The following is a 21,171-nucleotide window of genomic DNA, read 5'->3' on the forward strand; positions in this document are numbered from 1 at the left end:
ACGGTCTGCGTTGACAGGTGCTAATATGCCGCTTATCTCATGGGCTTCCGTGGGCCGCCGGCAAAGGCGGCCATTTTTATTTGGTACAGGAGGGATCAGTTCGCATGACTGAGCCCCTGACAGCTGCGCCGGCAGCAGGAGCGAATAGCCAAAACTCCCCGGTATTAATGTCCACCTATGCGCGCCAGGATGTTGCCTTTGTGCGCGGCGAAGGGGCTTGGCTGTTTGCCGCTGACGGCGAGCGCTATCTCGACTTCGGTTCCGGCGTTGCTGTCAACGTGCTGGGGCATGCGCACCCTCATCTTGTCGAGGCCCTGACCGAGCAGGCAACGCAGCTCTGGCACACGTCTAATCTCTACCGGAGCCCCGGTCAGGAACGGTTGGCGCAGCGTTTGTGTGCGACGACCTTCGCCGACAGGGTCTTTTTCTGCAATTCCGGCACTGAAGCGTGCGAGGGCGCGATCAAGGCTGCCCGCCGCTACCACTATGTTAATGGGCATCCGGAACGCTGGCGGGTCATTACCTTTGAAGGCGCCTTCCACGGCCGCACGCTGACGGCGTTGGCCGCAGCAGCCAATCCGAAATATCTGGAAGGTTGCGGCATCGCAGCAGACGGCTTCGACAACATACCCGTATCGGAGCCCGAAGCGCTAGCGGCTATCGGTCCCGAGACGGCCGCCATCATGGTCGAGCCGGTCATGGGAGAAGGCGGCGTCAGAGTGGTCCCGGCAGAAGACCTGCAGCTGATGCGGGCGCTCTGTGACGAGCACGGTCTGCTTTTGATTTTTGATGAGGTGCAAACGGGTGTTGGGCGTACCGGGCGGCTGTTTGCCCACGAGCACGCAGGCATAGAGCCCGATATTATGGCCATAGCCAAAGGGATCGGCGGCGGCTTTCCGCTTGGCGCGATCCTGGCCACCGAAAAGGCGGCATCAGGCATGACCGCAGGATCCCATGGGTCCACATTCGGGGGCAATCCTCTGGCAATGGCTGTCGGCAACGCCGTCTTGGACGTTGTCTTGGAACCTGGGTTCTTGGAAGAGGTGTCCCGCAAGGCCGCGCGCTTGCGTCAATCCCTCGCTGAAATCAAAGACCGCTTTTCTGACCTGGTTCTAGAGGTTCGGGGCGAAGGCTTGTTGATGGGCCTGAAGCTCAATCCCGATGTTCCCGTAGCCGATTGCGTCAAGGCGGCGCTCGCTGAGCACCTTCTTCTAATCACCGCGAGCGACAACGTCGTTCGGATTCTCCCACCGTTGAACATCAGCGAAGACGACATCGTAGAAGGCACAGCTCGCATAGCCCGTGCCCTTTCGAAGCTTACTGTACCTGCCCGCTAGCAACCCTAATCTTTTCCGCACTTGGAGATCGACTCCGAGCCATGGCCGTTCGCAATTTTATTGATCTAGATAACATCGACGCAGCTATTCTGCGCACGATCCTCGATTCCGCCCACGCTATGAAGCGCGCCGGTAAGCGTGTTCCAGACAAATTGCGTCCGGCCGGCATTGAAGACGACGTGCTCGTCATGATCTTCGAAAAGCCCTCGACGCGCACACGTGTCTCATTCGATGTCGCCATGCGTCAGCTCGGCGGGCAGACAATCGCGCTCAACCACACGGACCTGCAGTTGGGGCGCGGGGAAACGATCGCGGATACGGCGCGTGTTTTGTCGCGATACATCGACGCCATCATGATCCGCGCGAACAGTCATGACACCGTGATGGAGCTGACGCGTTACGCAACCGTTCCCGTGATCAATGGTCTGACCGACCGTAGCCATCCCTGTCAGGTCATGGCGGATCTGATGACATTCGAAGAGGCCAAGGGCCCGTTGAAGGGGCGGTCTGTAGCGTGGGTGGGTGACGGAAACAACGTCGCGGCCTCCTGGATGCATGCAGCTGTGAAGTTCGATTTCGAGCTGCGCATTGCGTGTCCCGAAGAGCTGCGGCCCGATCCTGATGTCACCGCCTGGGTCAAGCGCGAGAAGGGCCGTGTTCTGATCACAGATAGCGCAGAGGAGGCTGTCGACGGCGTCGATTGCGTCGTGACGGATACCTGGGTTTCAATGGGCCAGAGCGATGCGCCGCGTCGCAAAACGCTGTTGGCGCCATACGTGGTGGACGACGCATTGATGAGCAAATCAGCAAGCGACGCGATATTCATGCACTGCTTGCCGGCGTATCGCGGGCATGAAGTCACTGAAGAGGTCCTCGAAGGACCTCGTTCAGTGGTCTTTGACGAGGCCGAAAATCGATTGCACGCGCAAAAGGCCATTCTGGCCTGGTGTCTTGGAGGATAGAGGGATTGGCTGCTGGGCAGGATGCAGAGCGCATCGCCGGGATTAACGGATCGGCAATCCCAGATGATCTGGTCATCCCGTTTCGGACCGTCCGTTCCGGCGTAGCCGGGCGGCTTGTGCGCCTGGGCAAGAGCGTAGACCGTATTCTGCAACGTCACAGCTATCCCGCGGCTGTCGGACAGGCGCTTGGTGAGGCTTTGGCGCTGACGGCGCTTTTGGGAACGGGATTGAAGATCGAAGGACGACTGATCCTGCAAACGAAGAGCGATGGAGCTCTCGGATTGCTCGTCGTGAACTACGATACGCCCGGACATTTACGCGGTTACGCCAGTTTCGATGCAGAGCGCACTGCGGAGATTTCAAACGGCAATGGTGTCGTTGATCCAGAGGCCCTCTATGGCACGGGCCATCTCGCTATGACGATTGACCCTGGCGGTGACATGGATAGATACCAGGGGATCGTTGCGCTGGAGGGTCAGCCGCTGACCGATGCCGCGCTCACCTACTTCCGTCAGTCTGAACAGCTGCCGACGTTCCTGCGGCTGGCCGTTGCTCGTGTTTATGTCCCGGGCGAGAACGAAGGTGCCGATGATTGGCATTGGCGGGCGGGCGGCCTACTTCTGCAAAATCTCGCGCGAGAGGGCGGCCAGGGCCTGGATGAGAACTTCAGTGAGAGCGAAGCCGAGCCCTATGGAGAGGCACTACCGCTCGAAGATGACGATGATGACGGCTGGCAGCGCACACGCATTTTGGCAGCTACCGTCGAAGATCATGAGTTAATCGACCCGATGTTGGCGCCCGATCGGCTATTGTACCGGCTCTTCCACGAGGAGGGTGTGCGGGTTCACGACGCCCACGCGATCGAGGAACGGTGCCGCTGCTCGCGCGAACGCGTCGAGTCCTTCCTGCGTAGGTTTGAGGGCGCTCAACTTGATGAGATGCGCGAGCCTGACGGAGCAATTTCTGTAACCTGCGAATTCTGCAGCACAACCTATCGCTTCGAGCCGGGTGAAATCGGCTAAAGCGGGTTCGTCCTCAGTTGACCTTCGCGATTAAGGGACCCGGCTGTGCGTCTGCACTATTGTGCGGCAGGCGGGAATCTTAGGCCGATAGCCGATCAGCGAGCCGCCCCAAAAATTCCATACACCGGTCAAGCTCGCTGGCTTCGATCCATTCGTTCGCAGTGTGCGCCTGCGCGATATCGCCGGGACCGCAAACAACGGATGGCGTGCCTGCATCTTGGAACAGACCAGCTTCCGTCGCATAGGAAACCGCGTGGGTATGGTTGCTCTCGGCTAATTCCAGCGCCAATGACACCACCGGTGAATCGGCATCGACTGCAAACGGCGGAACACAGTTGGTTTGCTGGATACTGATCCCGGCTTCTTTGGCAACAGCGTGCATTGGCGCAAGCAGGCGGCTGGCGTAGTCCTTGACGCGTTGTTCGATGGCATTCGTGTGCAATCCGGGAAGCGCGCGCACTTCGAACCCAAAATTGCATGAGACGGGCACGATGTTCGTAGCAGTACCGCCCTTGATCAGCGTAACCTGCAATGTGGAATAAGGAGGATCGAAACGCGTGTCCCGACTGGTGTTTGCGAGATGCTCTTCAATCGCCGCGAGTTCTCCCAAAAGTCGGCCGGCATAGGAAATCGCGTTGACGCCCAATGGGGCCATGCTGGAATGGACAGCCCGGCCGTGCACGTCCACGTCCCATCTCACCGGACCTTTGTGCGCGGTTACAACACGCATTCCCGTTGGTTCGCCGACGATGACCATTTCAGGTTTGATGAGATCATTGCCCAAACGAGCAATCATTGGACGGACGCCTGTGCACCCGATTTCCTCATCGTAGGAAAACAGGATATGGACCGGTTTGCTGAGGCGCTGGCTTTGCAGCATCGGAACAGCCGCCAGCACACACGCAAGAAACCCCTTCATGTCCGTCGTGCCGCGTCCATAGATGCGGCCGTCACGCTCTGTCATCCGGAACGGATCGGTGTCCCAATTCTGGCCGGCTACCGGAACGACGTCGGTGTGCCCCGAAAGACCAATCCCGCCAATGTCCTGCGGCCCAATCGTCGCGTAGAGGTTTGCCTTGTCGCGCTCCTCATTAAAGGTGAGCGAGCTCGCCAGCCCATGCTGAGCCAGATAATCTTCGACAAAGCGTATCAGGGGCAGGTTCGTCTTATGGCTGGTGGTGTCGAAGCTGATGAGCCGATCAAGCAGCTCCTTTGCCGAATATGTTGGGCCGGGCATGAGCGCGTTGTTTCTCGCGTATAGTTGATCAAGTAAGGACGAGCGTCGGCAGGGGCATTGCGCAGTTCAGCAAACCCCGGGCGCGCTCAGTTCACCGAGTGAGTCTCGTAGGGGCAGTCGAGCGAAAAGGCTGGGATAGCAACGTCGAACAAGATGCCATCCTGATCGGCCATTTGATAGCTGCCCACCATGATGCCCGAAGGCGTTCCGAGCGGACATCCAGATGTGTAGGTGAAGGTTTCGCCGGGCCCGATAACGGGCGTTTGGCCGACAACGCCCGGCCCGCGCACCTCTTCGGTGACGCCGCGCGCGTCCGTAATTTGCCAGAACCGCGAACGAAGCTGCACGCGGTGTTCACTCTCGTTGGTTATTTCAACGGTATAGGCCCAGAAGAAATAACCCTCATCAGGCGAAGACTGGTCTTGGACGAACGCTGGCTCGACGCGAATCCGAATGCCGCGAGTGACTTTCTCATACATGTTAGTGCTGTTTTCCATGTGACGCGATCGTGTGACCGGACGGCGCCCCGCTTGCCCGAGAGGCGATTGTCCGCCACCCTTGCCTTCCGGTCAACACCGGCATCGGAAACCCGATGCGCGTTTTAGCTTCGTGCCGCGCGCACAGCCCGTTCGAGGTCAGCAGCCAAGTCATCTGGATCTTCAAGCCCGATCGAGAGCCGCACCATACCATCTGTGATCCCCAACTCGGCCCGAGCGTCAGGCGTAAGCCGCTGGTGGGTTGTGGTCGCGGGGTGCGTAACGAGGCTCTTGGCATCCCCAAGATTATTGGAGATCTTTATGATTTTCAGGCCGTTGAGGAATTTGAAGGCAGCCTCCTTGCCGCCATCCAGATAGACCGGAACGACCTGCCCGCCGCCCTTCATTTGCTTTTTAGCAACCTCGGCCTGCGGGAAGTCGGCCCGCGTCGGGTAGAGCACCCGCTGAACGCCGGAGAGTCCGACCAGATGATCTGCGAGCCGCGCCGCGGTGTCGCACTGCGCCCGAACGCGAAGCGCGAGCGTTTCGAGGCTTTTCAGCATAACCCAGGCGTTGAACGGGCTGATCGATGGGCCCGTCTGGCGGATGAAGGTGTGCAGATGGTCGTTGATATACTCCTTTGAGCCGAGAACGACACCGCCGAGGCAGCGGCCCTGACCGTCGATGTGCTTTGTCGCCGAATAGACGACAACGTCGGCGCCATGTTCAATCGGCCGCTGCAGCATTGGAGTTGCGAAAACGTTGTCGACGACCGTGACGGCGCCAATCCGCTTCGCGATGGCCGAAACCGCAGCGATATCGACTAGGGCAAGAGTTGGGTTTGCCGGCGTTTCAAAGAAGAACAGCTTGGTATTCGGCCGAACGGCTTCTTCCCAGGCATCAACGTTCGATCCGTCGACCAGAGTGGCTGAGATCCCGAAGCGTGGACAAAGATCCTCCACGACGTAGCGGCAGGAGCCGAACATTGCTGCCGACGCCACCACGTGATCCCCGGCCTTAAGGTAGCAAAGAAGCGCGGACGTAACCGCGGCCATACCCGTGGCCGTAGCCCGGGATTCTTCAGCGCCTTCCAGAAGCCGCATCCGCTCTTCAAACATCGTCACGGTCGGATTAGAAAAGCGGCTGTACTGATAGCCCGGTTCTTCGTTCTTGAAGCGACGCTCTGCCTGCTCGGCACTGTCGTAAACGTACCCCTGCGTTAAAAACAGGGCTTCCGATGTCTCGTTGAATTGAGAACGGAGCGTTCCGCCATGCACCAGCCGCGTCGCCATGGCAAAGTCTTCGCAATCAGCTTCTGGATCGATCGATTTCGTATTGGTCACGCGCTTCTCCCTTCACATCAGTCAAGCTCTGCACCGCAATCGCGCGCAGAAATCGCCATGGACCGCCCAATGAGCGGACGTAACGGGCCCGCTGAGCGTCGCAACTAAGTGGGCCGGGCGCTTGATAACGGGGGACTGCACCAGAAATGCGCGCGGCCTTTTAGCAAGTTGTTTTTACGTGGCTGCAAGCCGGCCGGCCAAATCACCACGGTAGTAGGAACGGGGATTAGCGCCGATTGCCGCTTGGCGTCAAGCATCACGTGTTCTATGGCACTGAGATCGAAGGAGGGCGCGACGTGAGCAATCCAGCCCGGATCGAGGATAAAGACGTGAACGCGCAGAGCGGCATAGAGCCTGCGGGCGTACTGCCCGTGCAGGCAATAGAAAAACTGCTGGCGGAAGGCGCTATCTCTGTGGCTGAGCCGCTGATTGATGGCCAAATCCAGCCGGCGAGCCTTGATCTGCGTTTGGGCCCGAAGGCCTATCGCGTCCGTGCAAGCTTCCTGCCGGGGCGAGCAGTATCCGTAGAAGCGCGTCTTGCGGACCTCAAACTTCACGAAGTAGACCTCAGCCAAGGCGCCGTGTTGGAAACCGGATGCGTCTACGTCGTCCCGCTGCTGGAAAGTTTAAACCTACCTGAGACTTTGTCGGCATCGGCCAATCCAAAAAGTTCGACCGGACGTCTTGATGTCTTCACACGCGTAATTGCCGATCGTGTGACGGCCTTCGATCAGATCCCTGCTGGATACCAAGGCCCGCTCTATGCGGAAATCTGCCCTCAGACGTTCCCGATCCTCGCGCGCACGGGCAGCCGCTTGACTCAGATTCGGTTCCGTCGCGGCATGCCGCAGGATACCGATGCCGAGTTGGCCGCCCTCCATGAACGCGAACGACTCGTCAACACGGCGAATCCCGATATCTCCGGCGGTATTGCGCTTTCCGTTGATCTGACCGGATCTGAAACGGGCCTTATCGGCTATCGCGCGAAGCGCCATTCCGGTCTGGTTGACGTGGATGCGCCGGGCTCCTGCGCCATTGCGGAGTATTGGGAGCCGATCAACGTCGGCAAGCAACGACGGCTCATACTCGATCCCGATCAATTCTACATATTGGCCTCGAAAGAAGCAGTTCATGTCCCCCCGACACACGCGGCCGAAATGATGCCCTTCAACCCGCTCGTCGGCGAATTTCGCGTGCACTATGCAGGCTTCATGGACCCTGGCTTCGGTCATGCGCCAGCTGGCGGTGAGGGCTCGCGGGTTGTGCTCGAAGTCAGAAGCCACAAGGTCCCCTTCATCCTCGAAGACGGTCAGATCGTCGGGCGCCTCATATACGAACGCCTGACAGAGATTCCCCGCCTACTCTATGGTCGCGATTTGGGATCGAACTATCAGGCCCAAGGCTTGAAGCTTTCCAAGCACTTTCGCTGAACAGACAAAGAAAACGGCTGGCCCCAGAGGACCAGCCGCCAAAACTTTCGAGACTCAAAGCCTGATCAATCACACGCAAAGTCGAGCTTGACCCACGGCAGATCGAGTTTGCAGCGTCCGTCCGCGGTCTTGTTGAAATATTTGTCGATCGGCAGGTCACCCAAGCTCGGGCCGTCTTCCACATCGGGAGGTGGGGCTGCGTTCGCCATTTCTTTTTTCTGGGGAGCAGCAGGTTTCTGTGCCGGGGGGGAGGCCGCGTCTCCGGTATCCTTTTGCGGCTCAGTCACTGGTGCTTCTGCAGTGTCCGCGGCGGACGGCGAGGCAGCGTCAGGTTTGGCTGCTGTCGTCGCAGGCGGAGCGTCTGATGTTACGTCGGGCGGTGTCGCAGGTTGCAGCGCCGGAGCCGATTCAGCGGCAGGCTCCGTCTTTTTGGCATACACGGCATCGTCGCAACGAGTGAGAGTGTCCGGAGCCTTCGTCCAAACCATGGTCTTGGAAAAGAACTTCGTACCCGCATACCCTTTCACGCGAAGCTGATTATCGCTGAGCAATTTCAGTTCGACGCTGTATTTCTTTTTACGCTCGGGACTGTAAATCCAGCCGTTGTCCCAAATGCCTGAACCCGTGGCGCTGACATTGCCAATGATCTGCTTGCCGCAACCGCGCGTGTCGTTCGTGTCTTTGACCCAAACCACGTAGCCGCAGTAGTCGTCGCCACACGGTTTAATTTCAATCGCACCGCGGCCCTTGTCGTCGAGCCAGACACCGGATGGGTCTGTCGCCGCCTGCGCGATGCTTGGCAGCGTCATTGCTGCAAGGATGAATGCGCCGGCAGTAGTTAGATAAGATCGCATGATCTACGCCCTTCTCTGTCCTGTTTCGCGGCATAAGCTGAAGCATTAGCCGTCGCAGTGCTGTTCTCTGGGGAACATGCAACCTAAGAATATGGCGAACGCCCGGCGCCCATATGGGTTTCATCACATGGTGTGGCAAGCCGAGCCCTTAAATGATCACACGATAACAGGAAAGGGCGGCACCGCCCGGGGTGCCGCCCTTATTTGTAAAAACCTGCTGAAACCGGCTTGCAGCGCTATAAGCTATTGATTTGCCGGGCCATAATTATTGGCGTCGGCAGGCATACTAGGCGCTTCAGGCAGAGCGGAAGGCTCCTCGTAGTAGAGCTCGCCGTCCTCGATTGACACGATGTCGCCTGCGGCAATTTCGTAGGCATCCGGGTCATCATCAAAGAACAGGCTGCACGAAGACGAGCACAATTCATCCAGCTGCTGAGAAGGTTCAGCCGTGACGACACGCTCCTGATCCCCTTCGACGATGCGCAGGTTGTGCGCCGAAGGGTCGCGGTTGATGATCGTCGTGGCTTGCGCCGCGGAAAGCCAAAATGCGCTTGCGGCGACTGTACCCAGCACCAGTTTCAACGCGGTCATGCAGATCTCCGAGGTCGTCTTACTTAGCCCGCTTGGCTGCCGGCTTTTTCGCAGCCTTAGCGGCCTTTGCCGGCGGAGCTGCAGCGGCTGCTGCAGGGGCTGCTTTTTTTGCGGCGGGTTTGCTTGATTGAGTTTTTTTCATCTCAATAGGTTCCAAGGTTTGCTGTTTTGAGTGCGATTTCTACTCAACACATTCGAGATATGAGTGAGTTGGTAAATTCGTACAAACGAATTAATGTGAATGTTTGAATGAAGATCTTTGAACTAAGAACCTGCCTATTCACGCCATAACCCTTTTTTGGGCCGCATGGACATCACGCTCGCGAAAACATTTCTGGCTATCGTGGAGGCGGGAAGTTTCAAGGACGCAGCCGAAAAGCTGTGCGTAACTCAGTCTACGGTGTCTATGCGGGTCAAGGCGCTGGAGGAGGCACTCGCTCGAACTCTGTTTGAGCGCGCCAAGAGCGGCACGCGTCTGACCCCGGCCGGAGAGCAATTCCAGCGTCACGCCAGCGCGCTCTTGCGCGTATGGAACCACGCTCAGCTTGAGGTCGCGCTCGCCGACCATCACACGGATCATCTGGCTGTCGGTGGTCAGATCAGTCTGTGGGAAGGGTATCTGCTCAAATGGGTGGCGTGGCTGCGCGGTGCGCGCGGCGATATTGCGGTAACGGCAAGAATGGGAACGTCACGCGCGCTTATCGAGCAACTTCTCGAAGGCTCGTTGGATCTTGCCGTCGTTTACCGCGCAGAGTCGCGTCCGGGTTTGATCGTCGAGCACATTTTCGACGATGAACTTGTGCTCGTAACGAGCTCCACGTCGTCGGCACGGAGCCGCCGTAAAGGCTACGTGTTCGTCAATTGGGGGCCCGAATTTGCGGCAGATCATGCCGACACGTACCCGAATCAGACGCACACCAGTCTGCACTTTGATCTTGGCGCGGTTGCCTTAAGCTACCTCTTTGATACCGAAGCGTCGGGATATTTTCCGAGGCGTCTGGTCCAAAGTTATCTGGAAGACGAGCGCCTAAAGCTCGTCGAGCGCGCCCGCCGCTTCGTGTACCCCGTCTACGCAGTATACCCGGAAGATCACAACACAGATGCTTATCCAGAATTTCTGGCAGGGCTGCGGCGTATCTCCGATGAGCTGTCGGAATGAGGCGAGCGGGTGAATTAGGAGGATGAGCTCAGCACGGCCGTGAGAAGACCCGGAAACCTCTGGTCAATGTCGCTCCGTCGCAGAACATTGACGACTTCGGTCCCGCGCCGCTCCGACGTAATCAGACCCGCTTCCCGCAGCACTTGATAGTGATGCGACTGCGTCGACTTCGGAAGCTGTGCCGGTGCTGCAGTGGAACAGTTCATTGGACATCCACCGTTCGCGAGCGTGCGCACGATCGCTAGACGCGCGGGATCAGCCAGCGCGTAAAGAACATTCTCTAATCTGACGTCCGCAATGGACGGATGTATGAACGGTCGTTGCATGACGACAATATGCGACCTAACGGGCGATTGTTCAATGATCCCAAAGAGCCGAACAAGACCGTCCAATAGGGAGTTGGGTGAAAGCGGTTAGGCGGCCGCGAAAAATCGCTCCAAGAAGCGCGTGTAGATGGCGGTAAGAGCCGAGAGGTCGCTGACCGGAACGTGCTCGTCGACTTTGTGGATCGTGGCGTTGACGAGGCCGAATTCGATCACTGGGCACGCGTTCTTGATGAAGCGCGCATCGGACGTACCGCCGCCGGTAGTAAGCGCAGGCGTTACCCCACTGACGTCGCGAACCGCTGCAACCAGCGTGTCGAGTAACGGTCCCGGCTCAGTGCAGAAGGCGTCGCCTGAAAAGGAGAACGTAAGCCGCATATCGGCCTCGACCTCTGCCGCGCTTGCTTCGCAACAGCTACGAATAGCGTCTTCCAGACGTTCGCGTGTCCAATTGTCGTTGAAACGCACATTGAAGGCCGCGCGCGCCTGCCCCGGTATGACGTTCGTCACGGTATTGGGGACCGAAATGATGGTGACCTCGAGATTGGAGCGCTCAAACCGCTCACTGCCTTCGTCGAGCGGAAGCACCGACAGCCGGTCGATGATGCGCGCGAGCTTGGGAACGGGATTGTCGGCCAACGCAGGATAAGCGCTGTGTCCTTGCCGGCCGTTGACAATGATTTCGCCATTGAGTGATCCACGCCGTCCGACTTTGATCTCATCGCCAATGCGGCGCGGATTGGACGGCTCCCCGACGATGCAGGCATCGATCTGCTCGCCCTGCTGCTTGAGCCAGTCGAGCACTTTGACCGTGCCGTTGATCGCCGGTCCTTCTTCGTCTCCCGTGATGAGGAGCGAAATGGCCCCCCGACGTTGGGTGTCCGATTGCGCAAGGTAGGCCGCCGCCGCAGAAACGAAGCAGGCGATTGCACCCTTCATGTCGACGGCGCCGCGACCGAAAAGAATGCCGTCACGAATTTCGCCTGCAAAGGGTGGAACGCTCCAGGCATCTTCTTCGCCGGGAGGTACGACATCCGTGTGCCCGGCAAAGCAGAGGTTCGGTCCGCTGCTTCCGATCCGTGCATAGAGGTTTTCAATATCCGGCGTGCCGGGCTCCGAAAACGTGAGACGGTGGCAGACGAATCCAAGTTCGGTGAGAACGTTCTCCAATAGCGTCAGCGCACCGCCCTCAGCCGGGGTTACGCTCGGGCAACGGATCAACGCCTGAGTAAGACGGGTAACGTCAGTCGGCAGATCGGCGGACATGCAAGCAAGCCTCTATGGCGACGGAGGGAGCCATTGGCCTCGAGAGGCAATGACACGGCTGAACGGGTACGACGATGCGTTTAGATCGATTCCCACCTGCGGTCTTAGCCGTCAAGTCGCCGGAGTTGAGACAGTCGTCGCGCCATCCAGTTGCGTCACGCCTTCGGAAAGAGCTGAGGGCCCCGCAGCTGGGCTGTCGATCTGCGCCTGCACAAGGGTAATCTTCTGCCAGATTTTGCTGGAGAGATAGGACGTTGTCTGGCCCAGATCGCTGGCCGTTTCGATAACGATGGGATCTCGCGTGCCCTGCGCATAAAGCGCGGCAATTTTGGCGGCGAGAGACAGCATCTCGGAGCAGTAGTCGAGGTAGCGAACGAGTTCGAATGGTGTCATCACCCGTTGCGGCGACGAGGGCGTTGCAGTGCCGACCGTCGAAACCCTGCCGGGATCTTTAGTCAATTGGTGCATGTCGATAACATGCACGATGGACCGCAATTCGTGGAGATCATCGAGCGCTTTTTGCCTGTGCCAACGCCCTTCAAGCGTCGATAAGAAGAATACGCCCGCGCCCATAACAACCAGTGTATTGACCGCGGCATCGATGCCCTCCAACACGCCGAACAGGTTTTCGTCTCCGTGTTTGAGTTCGATGATCGAACCGACATAGATGAGCAAGGCCACACCGAGGCCCAGGACGAGGGCGATACCAAAGCGTAGCGGCAGATTGGGCTCGGAAACCGCTGCGGCCTTTTTCTGGCTGGTCTTGGCGATATCGAGAAGCTCTGAACAGACCTTACGCAGTCCGCAGCCAGGAAAACGTTCACTAATGCGACGATCAAGCGTCGCAACTGTCTCGATAATTTTGTCTGGGTCCAGCGTTCTGTATGGCATGGCGTCGTGGATGGCATGCGATCACGGCGCTTATTCGCCGTAAATGCGCTGGCGACGAGGTCGGATCATGTCCGGCGCGCATGTCGTAAAACACGCGCACCGGAATGCAGGTTAGTCGCGCAAAAGCTCGTTGATCGACGTCTTCGAGCGTGTTTTCTCGTCCACGCGTTTCACGATCACGGCGCAATAAAGCCCAGGTCCAGGCGAGCCATCCGGAAGAGGCTTGCCTGGCATAGTACCCGAGACGACGACGGAGTATGGGGGGACGCGGCCCATGAAAACTTCACCCGTTGCCCGGTCGACGATTTTTGTCGAAGCGCCGAGATAGACGCCCATGGACAACACCGATCCCTCACCGACGACAACACCTTCCGCGACTTCGGCACGTGCGCCGATAAAGCAATTGTCTTCGATAATCACGGGGCCGGCTTGCAACGGCTCGAGTACGCCACCGATTCCGGCGCCACCCGAGATATGGCAATTCCGGCCGATTTGCGCGCAACTGCCGACCGTTGCCCAGGTGTCTACCATCGTACCGCTGGCAACATAAGCGCCGAGATTTACGAACGAAGGCATCAGAACGACGCCCGGAGCGATATACGCGGACCGGCGCACGATACAGTTGGGCACGGCACGGAAGCCGGCCTTCTTGAAATCGGCTTCGGTCATCCCGGCGAATTTGGATGGAACCTTATCCCACCAGGCAGCGCCGCCAGGACCGCCAGAAATTGTCGTCATGTCATTGAGACGGAATGACAATAGGACAGCTTTCTTGAGCCACTGGTTGACCTGCCAATCTCCGCCCGGAGTCGGCTCGGCAACACGGGCTTTTCCGCTGTCGAGCAGATTGAGCGCTTCCTCGACGGCTTCCCGCACGGGGCCCACGGTTTGGGGTGTAACGTCGTCGCGGGCCTCGAATGCGGCCTCAATCGTCTTCTGCAAGTCGTCGTGCGACATTGCGCGCTCCCTCGTTATTCTTAAGAGTCACTTGAGTGAAACGCGTTGTGGCGGGAAGCCGCGAAGGTGTCAATCGCCGGTCCCGTTGTTCCTGCGGGCAGACGTGATCAGTCCTAACGGCTCAAGCGCTCAGTTGCCGTCTTATTGTTGACGGTCCGCCGTGCTAGCGGGCGTCAAGCCGAAGAAATTACGACCCAAGAGAGCATAAGGATCATTAGCCATGAGTCAGGATCGATCGCTGACCGCGAGTTTCTTTCTGGGAATCGTGACGACAATCATGGCGATTGCGGGCTTCGCTGTATTGCTCGTCATCGAACTTGTCGCAGCTATGTTGGCCTATATCTACTTGGCCATCTACAACACCGAACTGTTTGGATATCTCGTGCGAGAAGCGAGACAGGTTCTTGATGTCTTCAGCACCCAGTTCGAGACGTTTTTCCCAGATTCAGCGAATGCCGCTTATGCGACGCTACTCGGTGAGCTAGGGCCTAAATCCATCCTTCTATTGCTCATTGGGCTCGCTGTTGGGGCGCTCATTCGGCTGGCTTTTTGGATGATAACCCGCATTTTTCGGGCATTCGCTGCGTAACCTTAGCGCCGGCCGCTAGGGTAGGTGCGCCTTGATGAGGCGCACGGCGTCAGCACTGTCCCACTCCGCCGGGCCGACAAGCCGTCCAATCTCGCGGCCGTCCGCGTCAATGAGCAAGGTCGTCGGCATGCCGATAACCTTCAGAACAGACGAAGATCCAGCCTTCTCGTCCACGTAGAGGGTCAAACTCTGAACGTTGATTTTGTCGAGAAACTGCTGGGATTTCTCCGCGCCTCCGCGATCAACGCTCAAAGCCACGACCTCGAACTTATCACTACCCAGTTGATTTTGCAGACGATCGAGCGCCGGCATCTCTTCCCGGCACGGTGCACACCAAGTCGCCCACAGATTGAGAAGGATAGTTTTGCCCTTAAAATCAGCCAGGGTTACCGACTGGCCAGTGCCGTCCTTGAACGAGACATCCCCGAGCGTTTCAGGCTCCGGCTTGAAAATAAAGGCCGCCATGTGCCCGGAATTGAGTTTTCCTCCCTCATTAGGCATGGCATTTGGGGTTGGAGCGGCCGTCTCGCCCGTCTTTGTCGGAGCCGCCATAGGCTTTGCCTCGGCGGCCGTCGGAGAATTGGCGATGCCCTCGCCGTTGTCAGACGGTGCCATCGTCCAGTATACCGCCGCAAACCCGATGACGGCTGCGATCGCCGCAATCCAAAGGTAGCTGGCTGGTGATGTTCGTTTCACCGCAGTCGTACTATCTTTGCTCATGGTCCTCAGTCTTCTTGTCTCATCCGCTTTTCTAGCCGGAGCTAAACCGTGACCGATACTAACGCCAACCGCATGTGGGGTGGCCGCTTCCAGATGTCACCCTCTGAGATCATGGAGGACATCAACGTCTCCATTGAGTTCGACAAGCGCATGGCCTTTGAGGATATTGCCGGATCCAAGGCACATGCCGCCATGTTGGCGGCGCAAGGCATCATCGGTGCTGAGGATGCGAAAGCCATCAGCGAGGGGCTTGATCGCATTCTCGGTGAGATCGAGCGTGGCGAGTTCGAATATTCTCGCGCGCTGGAAGATGTTCACATGAACATAGAGTCGCGCCTGAAGGAGATGATTGGAGAGCCTGCGGGGCGCCTTCACACGGCGCGCTCGCGCAACGATCAGGTTGCGACGGATTTCCGCCTCTACATTCGGGCCTGCATTGATGCCTTCGACGTGGCTCTGCGTAATCTCCAGCATGCATTGGCGACGAAGGCCGCAGCACACGCAGGCACCATCATGCCCGGTTTCACGCATTTGCAGCCCGCCCAGCCCGTCACCTTTGGCCATCATTTGCTGGCGTATGTCGAGATGTTGGCGCGCGACCGGGGTCGCTTTGCTGACGCTCGCAAACGTTTGAATGAATGTCCGCTCGGCGCCGCTGCGCTTGCCGGCACCTCGTTCCCGATCAACCGTCACGCGACGGCAGAGACGCTAGGCTTCGATCGGCCGACGGCGAATTCGCTCGATAGTGTTTCCGACCGCGATTTCGCCCTTGAGACGCTCTCCGCGGCCACGATCTGCGCGTTGCACCTGTCGCGCTTCGCTGAGGAAATCGTGATCTGGTCAACGCCGCAGTTCGGCTTCATCAAACTGAGCGACCGTTTCACGACGGGCTCGTCAATCATGCCGCAGAAGCGGAATCCGGACGCCGCTGAGCTTTGCCGCGCGAAGGTCGGTCGTATCGCTGCCGCTCTGCAAAGCCTGGCAATGGTGATGAAGGGGCTGCCGCTCGCTTACTCAAAGGACATGCAGGAAGACAAGGAAGTCACCTTCGACGCGCTTGACAGCTTCCGCCTCGTCGTCGCGGCAATGGCTGGCATGGTCGAGGATATGGAGCCAGTCCCGGCGACAATGCATGCGGCTGCCGGGGCGGGTTATTCCACTGCGACCGATCTGGCCGATTGGCTTGTCCGCGAACTCAATCTGCCCTTCCGGCAAGCGCACCACGTCACAGGGGCGATTGTGGCCACTGCTGAACGCCGTGGCGTAGCGTTGGAAAACCTCACGCTCGACGAGATGCAGGCGGTGGAAAACCGCATCACGAAAGCTGTGTTTTCGGTGCTCAGCGTGGAAAATTCGGTGAAAAGCCGCTCCAGTTATGGTGGAACTGCGCCACAGAACGTAGCAAAAACAGCTGCGGATTGGGTCGCGAGGTTGGAAACGGAAGCCAACTCGGGCTAGAAAAGCCCAACATGGGCATGGCTTCCCAAGCTATGCTTTGGCATGCCTTGCCGTTTCGTGGGCATTGGGGAAGCGGCGGGCATCAAGGCTGAACGGCAAATGAGGGACAGCGTCAACATGTTGAGCGCGTTTCGAAAAGGCCTCCTGCTTGCAGCTGTTTCGTTAGCTGTTGCGGGATGCGGCATACGCGGCTCGCTAGAGGCGCCTGCGGAAGCTAAGGCGGCCGGCACCGCAACCTCACCCGAAGCCCAGGATCCGGGCAAGAACTCCGCTGCACCGGAAAAGGAGCATCGGCCCTTCATTCTCGACGGTCTGTTGCGCTAGGATCGCTCACCGGGGGCCGGGTCCGGTGTCAGATCGCACTGGCTCACATTCCAAAAACCGGCCTGATCTGCGATAAAATTCACCATGCATCATTTTGCCTATAGGGACGGCGTCCTCACCGCCGAAGGCGTCAGCCTCGTCGATATCGCGGAAGCCGTTGGCACGCCTTTCTATTGCTATTCGACCGCGACGTTGACGCGCCACTACGAGGTTCTGTCCCAGGCCTTTGATGGTCAGAACGCGTTGATTTGCTACGCGGTCAAGGCGAACTCCAACCAAGCTGTCCTGGCCACGATGGCGCGCCTCGGTGCGGGCATGGATGTCGTGTCTGAAGGCGAATTGCGGCGGGCGCGGGCAGCAGGTGTCCCCGCAAGTAAAATCATTTTCGCCGGAGTCGGAAAGACGCGGTCCGAAATGGCCTACGCGCTCTCGGAGGGCATTCTCGGGTTCAACGTCGAAAGTGAACCGGAGTTGTCGGCTCTAAGCGATGTCGCTGCGGAAATGGGGCTGCGAGCCCCCGTAGCGATCCGCGTAAACCCGGACGTAGACGCTGGAACTCACGCTAAGATTTCTACGGGCAAGGCCGAGAACAAATTCGGCGTGCCTTTTGCTGCGGCACCCGAACTTTACGCCAAGGCCGCAAAACTGCCGGGCATCGAGATCACCGGCGTACACATGCATATCGGCAGCCAGATCACCGATTTAGCGCCATTTCGAGCGGCGTTCGCCCGCATGCATGAACTCGTCGTCATGCTGCGCGCCGCGGGGCATAATCTGCGCCACCTGGATATTGGGGGCGGTCTCGGAATCCCCTACCGCGGGACGAACGATACACCACCCCATCCCGACGAATATGCGCGCGTCGTGCGGGAGGCTCTCGGAGATCTTGGTCTGAAGGTCGTTCTTGAGCCGGGACGAATGATTGTCGGCAACGCTGGTGTGCTCGTAACGCGCGTAATCTACGTCAAGGAAGGATCTGACAAGACCTTCACGATCGTAGATGGCGCGATGAACGATTTGATCCGGCCGACGCTTTACGAGGCGTATCACGATATCTGGCCGGTCCTTGAAGCGCGCGCCCAGAATCCCGCTGTCATGCAGGATGTCGTTGGCCCGGTATGCGAAACCGGCGACTTTCTGGCCGAAGATCGCAAATTACCGCTCTTGCAGCCGGACGATCTGATCGCCGTTATGAGCGCCGGTGCGTACGGTGCCGTGATGTCATCGACCTACAACTCTAGATTGCTGATCCCTGAGGTTATGGTCTCAGGAGATGCGTATGCTGTGATCCGGAGCCGGCCGACATATGATGACTTGATTGCGATGGACACGCTTCCGCCCTGGCTGTCGAAAGGCTGAAGAGCTACGGGAAATGCGTGAAAAGAAGCCTCTGGTGCCTGCGCCTCGCCTCTATTACATGCAATAGATTGTGACATCCGCAAGCGTATTTGCCGGATGCGCTGATCGTTTGCCATGATAGGCTGGCCGCATGACAGATGGAATTCGTTCTCAGCAAGGGGCTGGAACAGGACCCGCGACGACCCATCCGACGCAGAACAGCATCAACGTGATGCTGGAGCGCAAAATCCGTCGTAGCCGGTGGGCGTTGTTCTTTGAACGGCTTTGGCCGCGTCTTTGGATGATTGCGGCTGTCGTAGCCGTGTTCATCATCGCTTCCCTGTTAGGTCTTTGGCCGCTTTTGGGGAGCACTGCTCATCTCATCGTATTGGCGCTGAGCGCGGTTGCGCTTGTTGCTGCGATAGGCTGGGCCGTCCGTACGCCATGGCCGACACGCGATGCCGCGATCCGGCGTTTGGATCTTGAATCCACGGTTCCCCACAGACCCGCCACGTCCTACGAAGATACGCTCACAGCGGGCGAAACAAATGCCACAACGCTCGCGATCTGGCAGGCGCACCGCAAGCGCTTGGCAAATGCGCTCGAAAAGTTGCGCGTTGCGCCGCCTCACCCCGATACCCCCCGGCAGGACCCTTGGGCGTTGCGCATTCTCTTGTTGTTTGGCGTCGTGGCTGCAACGGCGCTGGTGGGCAGCGAATTTTCAGACAGACTGCAAAGTGCGTTTCGCTTCCGCTCGGAAGCATCCGTGCTTCAGGCACGCGTAGACGCGTGGATCACGCCACCGGCCTACACGTCGAAGCCGCCCATTATGCTTGCCGATGGCGGAAAATCTCCGCAACAGCAAGCCGACGCGAACCGCCCCGGGCTTTTGGAAATTCCAGACAATAGTCAATTGATCGTCCGCGCCAGCGGCGTTGATCTCGGGGCGATAAGCCTGGAGATCCAGTCGGAAGATGAGCAGCCGATCCTCGTCAAGGCCGACAACGTCGAAGCGCCCGGCCGGACCATTGCCAACGTTGTGGAGCTGCGCCATGAGCTGACGCAACCCGCCCGCGTGCGCTTATTGATCGATGGCAGTGAAACTGCGGCATGGACCTTTGCGGTCATTGCCGATCAACCTCCCGAGATCGCATTGACCGAAGAGCCGAAAGCGACGCCGCGCGGCTCTATGAAGTTGGCCTATAAAATTTCCGATGACTACGGCGTGGCGTCTGCCCGGGCCAAGGTCGTGCGCGCCCCGCAGTCTGAAGAAGATCCCGCAACGGCGTGGGCTCGCCCGGAAACTTTGACCGGCCCGCGTCTGCCTCTGCAGCGTCCGCCCGAACTTGATCTGCGTTTGCCGCGGGCGAATGCTAAGGAAGGCGAAGCGATCACGCATCTTGAGCTCGGATCACATCCTTGGGCCGGCCTGCGCGTGATCATGACGTTGCAGGCAACTGATGTTGCCGGGCAACTTGGCGAAGCCAAGCCCATCGAGATGGTGTTGCCGCAGCGCATTTTCCGCAACCCTTTGGCACGCGCTGTCATCGAGCAGCGTCGCAAATTGGTCGAAGATTCGCGGCATCGGGTGTCCGTAGAGCGTGCGCTCAGTGCGTTGACCTTGGAGCCCGAAGGCTTCATCGATGACGTTCAGGTCTATCTCGGATTGCGCACCGCGTATTATCGCCTGAAGCGCGACGACACACGCCCGGGACTGGACAGCGTGATTGATCAGCTCTGGGACGTCGCTCTGCGCATCGAAGATGGAGACTTGAGCGATGCGGAACGGCGCCTGCGCGAAGCGCAGGACAAGCTGTCTCAAGCGCTTCAGGATGGCAGTTCCGACGAGGAAATTCAGCAGGCAATGCAGGAGTTGCGTCAGGCACTCAACGAATATCTCCAGCAGCTTCAGAAAGATGCCCAAAACAATCCGACCCAACAGGGCACGGATCAGCAGAACCAGATGCTGACCCAGCAGGACCTCGAGCGCATGATGAAGCAGATCGAGGAAATGGCTAAGTCTGGTTCGCGCGATCAGGCTCAGCAGATGCTGAGTGAACTACGCGATTTGCTTGACCGCCTGCAGTCGGGTCAAAATTCGCAGGCTCAGGGCGAAGCCAACAAGCAAATGATGGAAATGATGAGCGAGCTGGGTGACATCGTCGGCCAGCAGCAACGGCTCATGGATGACACATTTGGCGAACAACGGCGCGAGGGCGAAAACGGGCAGCGCGGTCAACAGGGGCAAATGGGCCAAGGTGGCCGCCAACAAGGCCAGCGGCGCGGCCCTCAAGGCGAACAGGGCCAGATGGGACAAGGCCAGCCCGGTCAGCAGGGTCAACCAGGGCAGCTCGGCGACCGGCAGACCGAGCTTCGCAACCGATTAAGCCAGCTTCAGCGCGACATGCAGGAGCGTGGTATGGGCGGAACACCCAATCAATTCGACAGTGCGCGCGAAGCCATGGAGGCCGCAGAAGAATCCCTGAAGAATGGGGACTATGCCGGAGCTACTCAGGAGCAGGCGCGTGCGCTAGATCAGATGCGGCAGGGCGCGCAGGAGATGGCGCGGCAGATGATGCAGAATATGCCGCAGCGCTACGGCCAGAATGGCGATGCACCGCGTGACCCTCTGGGACGGCCGCAACGTTCGCAGGGTCCCGATCAGGGGACGTCTGTAAAAGTGCCTGACGAGATCGACATGCAGCGGGCACGGCAAATTCTTGAAGAATTACGCCGCCGTTTGGGTGAAGCCCAACGCCCACCTTCTGAGCTCGATTATATCGAGCGATTGCTCCAGCGCTTCTGATCAAAGCAAGCATATTGATTCTCAGATCGCAGGCTGGTTCTGAAGCTCCTGTCAAGAGCTTCAAAACCGCCTGTGGCGATCGCGACAT

The 21,171-nt window shown here is 58.7% G+C and carries 20 protein-coding genes and 1 riboswitch; of the genes, 10 read left to right on the forward strand and 10 right to left on the reverse strand.

The window, feature by feature from the left end; all coding sequences use genetic code 11:
• Positions 1–104 precede the first annotated feature (104 nt).
• From YBN1229_RS06050 to YBN1229_RS06060, 3 genes are read left to right on the forward strand one after another with little or no spacing between them, the layout of a single operon-like run.
• Entirely contained in the window at positions 105–1,337 is a 1,233-nt protein-coding gene (locus YBN1229_RS06050; protein ID WP_432264128.1) for an aspartate aminotransferase family protein, read from the forward strand.
• 41 nt (positions 1,338–1,378) lie between these two features.
• Positions 1,379–2,299: an ornithine carbamoyltransferase gene (gene argF / locus YBN1229_RS06055; RefSeq protein ID WP_046477378.1), complete on the forward strand. Its 921-nt coding sequence runs from the start codon at positions 1,379–1,381 to the stop codon at positions 2,297–2,299.
• 5 nt (positions 2,300–2,304) lie between these two features.
• The gene (locus YBN1229_RS06060) at positions 2,305–3,321 is read left to right on the forward strand and encodes an Hsp33 family molecular chaperone (protein ID WP_244465020.1); all 1,017 of its coding nucleotides are present in this window, start codon (positions 2,305–2,307) and stop codon (positions 3,319–3,321) included.
• A 79-nt stretch (positions 3,322–3,400) separates the two neighbouring features.
• Here YBN1229_RS06060 and argE read toward each other — a convergent pair whose 3' ends face one another.
• From argE to metZ, 3 genes are all read right to left on the reverse strand, one after another.
• A complete protein-coding gene (argE, locus tag YBN1229_RS06065; RefSeq protein ID WP_046477379.1) occupies positions 3,401–4,558 on the reverse strand; it encodes an acetylornithine deacetylase in 1,158 nt (385 codons plus the stop codon).
• Between the two features lie 86 nt (positions 4,559–4,644).
• Positions 4,645–5,037, reverse strand: a complete 393-nt coding sequence (apaG, locus tag YBN1229_RS06070; protein WP_046477380.1) for a Co2+/Mg2+ efflux protein ApaG — start codon at positions 5,035–5,037, stop codon at positions 4,645–4,647.
• Between the two features lie 122 nt (positions 5,038–5,159).
• A complete protein-coding gene (gene metZ / locus YBN1229_RS06075) occupies positions 5,160–6,326 on the reverse strand; it encodes an O-succinylhomoserine sulfhydrylase (RefSeq protein ID WP_082101238.1) in 1,167 nt (388 codons plus the stop codon).
• A 191-nt stretch (positions 6,327–6,517) separates the two neighbouring features.
• Positions 6,518–6,596: riboswitch (SAM riboswitch) on the reverse strand.
• Positions 6,597–6,706: 110 nt separating this feature from the next.
• Here metZ and YBN1229_RS06080 point away from each other — a divergent pair.
• Positions 6,707–7,807 (forward strand): 2'-deoxycytidine 5'-triphosphate deaminase, encoded by a 1,101-nt coding sequence (locus YBN1229_RS06080; RefSeq protein ID WP_432264130.1) that lies wholly within the window; start codon positions 6,707–6,709, stop codon positions 7,805–7,807.
• 65 nt (positions 7,808–7,872) lie between these two features.
• Here YBN1229_RS06080 and YBN1229_RS06085 read toward each other — a convergent pair whose 3' ends face one another.
• Both YBN1229_RS06085 and YBN1229_RS06090 read right to left on the reverse strand, forming a co-directional pair.
• Positions 7,873–8,661 (reverse strand): DUF2147 domain-containing protein, encoded by a 789-nt coding sequence (locus YBN1229_RS06085; protein WP_046477382.1) that lies wholly within the window; start codon positions 8,659–8,661, stop codon positions 7,873–7,875.
• A 243-nt stretch (positions 8,662–8,904) separates the two neighbouring features.
• Positions 8,905–9,252: a hypothetical protein gene (locus tag YBN1229_RS06090; protein WP_046477383.1), complete on the reverse strand. Its 348-nt coding sequence runs from the start codon at positions 9,250–9,252 to the stop codon at positions 8,905–8,907.
• Between the two features lie 307 nt (positions 9,253–9,559).
• Between YBN1229_RS06090 and YBN1229_RS06095 the strand changes: the two genes are divergently transcribed.
• On the forward strand, positions 9,560–10,411 hold the full coding sequence (locus YBN1229_RS06095; protein WP_046477384.1) for a LysR family transcriptional regulator: 852 nt from the start codon (positions 9,560–9,562) through the stop codon (positions 10,409–10,411).
• A gap of 14 nt (positions 10,412–10,425) precedes the next feature.
• On the opposite strand, the gene YBN1229_RS06100 is transcribed toward YBN1229_RS06095, so the two are convergent.
• The 4 genes from YBN1229_RS06100 to dapD all read right to left on the reverse strand — a co-directional run bounded on the left by YBN1229_RS06100 (position 10,426) and on the right by dapD (position 13,848).
• Complete coding sequence (locus YBN1229_RS06100) at positions 10,426–10,737, reverse strand: ArsR/SmtB family transcription factor (protein ID WP_046477385.1); 312 nt, start codon at positions 10,735–10,737, stop codon at positions 10,426–10,428.
• Positions 10,738–10,824: 87 nt separating this feature from the next.
• Positions 10,825–12,000 (reverse strand): succinyl-diaminopimelate desuccinylase, encoded by a 1,176-nt coding sequence (gene dapE, locus YBN1229_RS06105; protein ID WP_046477386.1) that lies wholly within the window; start codon positions 11,998–12,000, stop codon positions 10,825–10,827.
• Between the two features lie 111 nt (positions 12,001–12,111).
• Positions 12,112–12,891 carry a hypothetical protein gene (locus tag YBN1229_RS06110; RefSeq protein ID WP_046477387.1) on the reverse strand — a complete coding sequence of 260 codons (780 nt, stop codon included), beginning with the start codon at positions 12,889–12,891 and terminating at the stop codon, positions 12,112–12,114.
• Positions 12,892–13,002: 111 nt separating this feature from the next.
• Positions 13,003–13,848 carry a 2,3,4,5-tetrahydropyridine-2,6-dicarboxylate N-succinyltransferase gene (gene dapD / locus YBN1229_RS06115; RefSeq protein WP_046477388.1) on the reverse strand — a complete coding sequence of 282 codons (846 nt, stop codon included), beginning with the start codon at positions 13,846–13,848 and terminating at the stop codon, positions 13,003–13,005.
• Between the two features lie 220 nt (positions 13,849–14,068).
• On the opposite strand from dapD, the gene YBN1229_RS06120 reads away from it, so the two are divergent.
• Positions 14,069–14,437 carry a hypothetical protein gene (locus tag YBN1229_RS06120; RefSeq protein ID WP_046477389.1) on the forward strand — a complete coding sequence of 123 codons (369 nt, stop codon included), beginning with the start codon at positions 14,069–14,071 and terminating at the stop codon, positions 14,435–14,437.
• Positions 14,438–14,452: 15 nt separating this feature from the next.
• Here the strand turns inward: YBN1229_RS06120 and YBN1229_RS06125 are convergent, their stop codons facing one another.
• A complete protein-coding gene (locus tag YBN1229_RS06125) occupies positions 14,453–15,157 on the reverse strand; it encodes a TlpA family protein disulfide reductase (RefSeq protein ID WP_046477390.1) in 705 nt (234 codons plus the stop codon).
• A gap of 72 nt (positions 15,158–15,229) precedes the next feature.
• On the opposite strand from YBN1229_RS06125, the gene argH reads away from it, so the two are divergent.
• The 4 genes from argH to YBN1229_RS06145 all read left to right on the forward strand — a co-directional run bounded on the left by argH (position 15,230) and on the right by YBN1229_RS06145 (position 21,083).
• Positions 15,230–16,615 carry an argininosuccinate lyase gene (gene argH, locus YBN1229_RS06130; RefSeq protein ID WP_046477391.1) on the forward strand — a complete coding sequence of 462 codons (1,386 nt, stop codon included), beginning with the start codon at positions 15,230–15,232 and terminating at the stop codon, positions 16,613–16,615.
• A 117-nt stretch (positions 16,616–16,732) separates the two neighbouring features.
• Complete coding sequence (lptM, locus tag YBN1229_RS06135) at positions 16,733–16,939, forward strand: LPS translocon maturation chaperone LptM (RefSeq protein WP_082101239.1); 207 nt, start codon at positions 16,733–16,735, stop codon at positions 16,937–16,939.
• An 84-nt stretch (positions 16,940–17,023) separates the two neighbouring features.
• Entirely contained in the window at positions 17,024–18,298 is a 1,275-nt protein-coding gene (gene lysA, locus YBN1229_RS06140; protein WP_046477392.1) for a diaminopimelate decarboxylase, read from the forward strand.
• Positions 18,299–18,428: 130 nt separating this feature from the next.
• Positions 18,429–21,083, forward strand: coding sequence for a TIGR02302 family protein (locus tag YBN1229_RS06145; protein WP_244465022.1), 2,655 nt, complete (start codon positions 18,429–18,431; stop codon positions 21,081–21,083).
• Positions 21,084–21,171 lie beyond the last annotated feature (88 nt).

This window comes from Candidatus Filomicrobium marinum (assembly GCF_000981545.1).
Classification (GTDB): Bacteria; Pseudomonadota; Alphaproteobacteria; order Rhizobiales; family Hyphomicrobiaceae; genus Filomicrobium; species Filomicrobium insigne.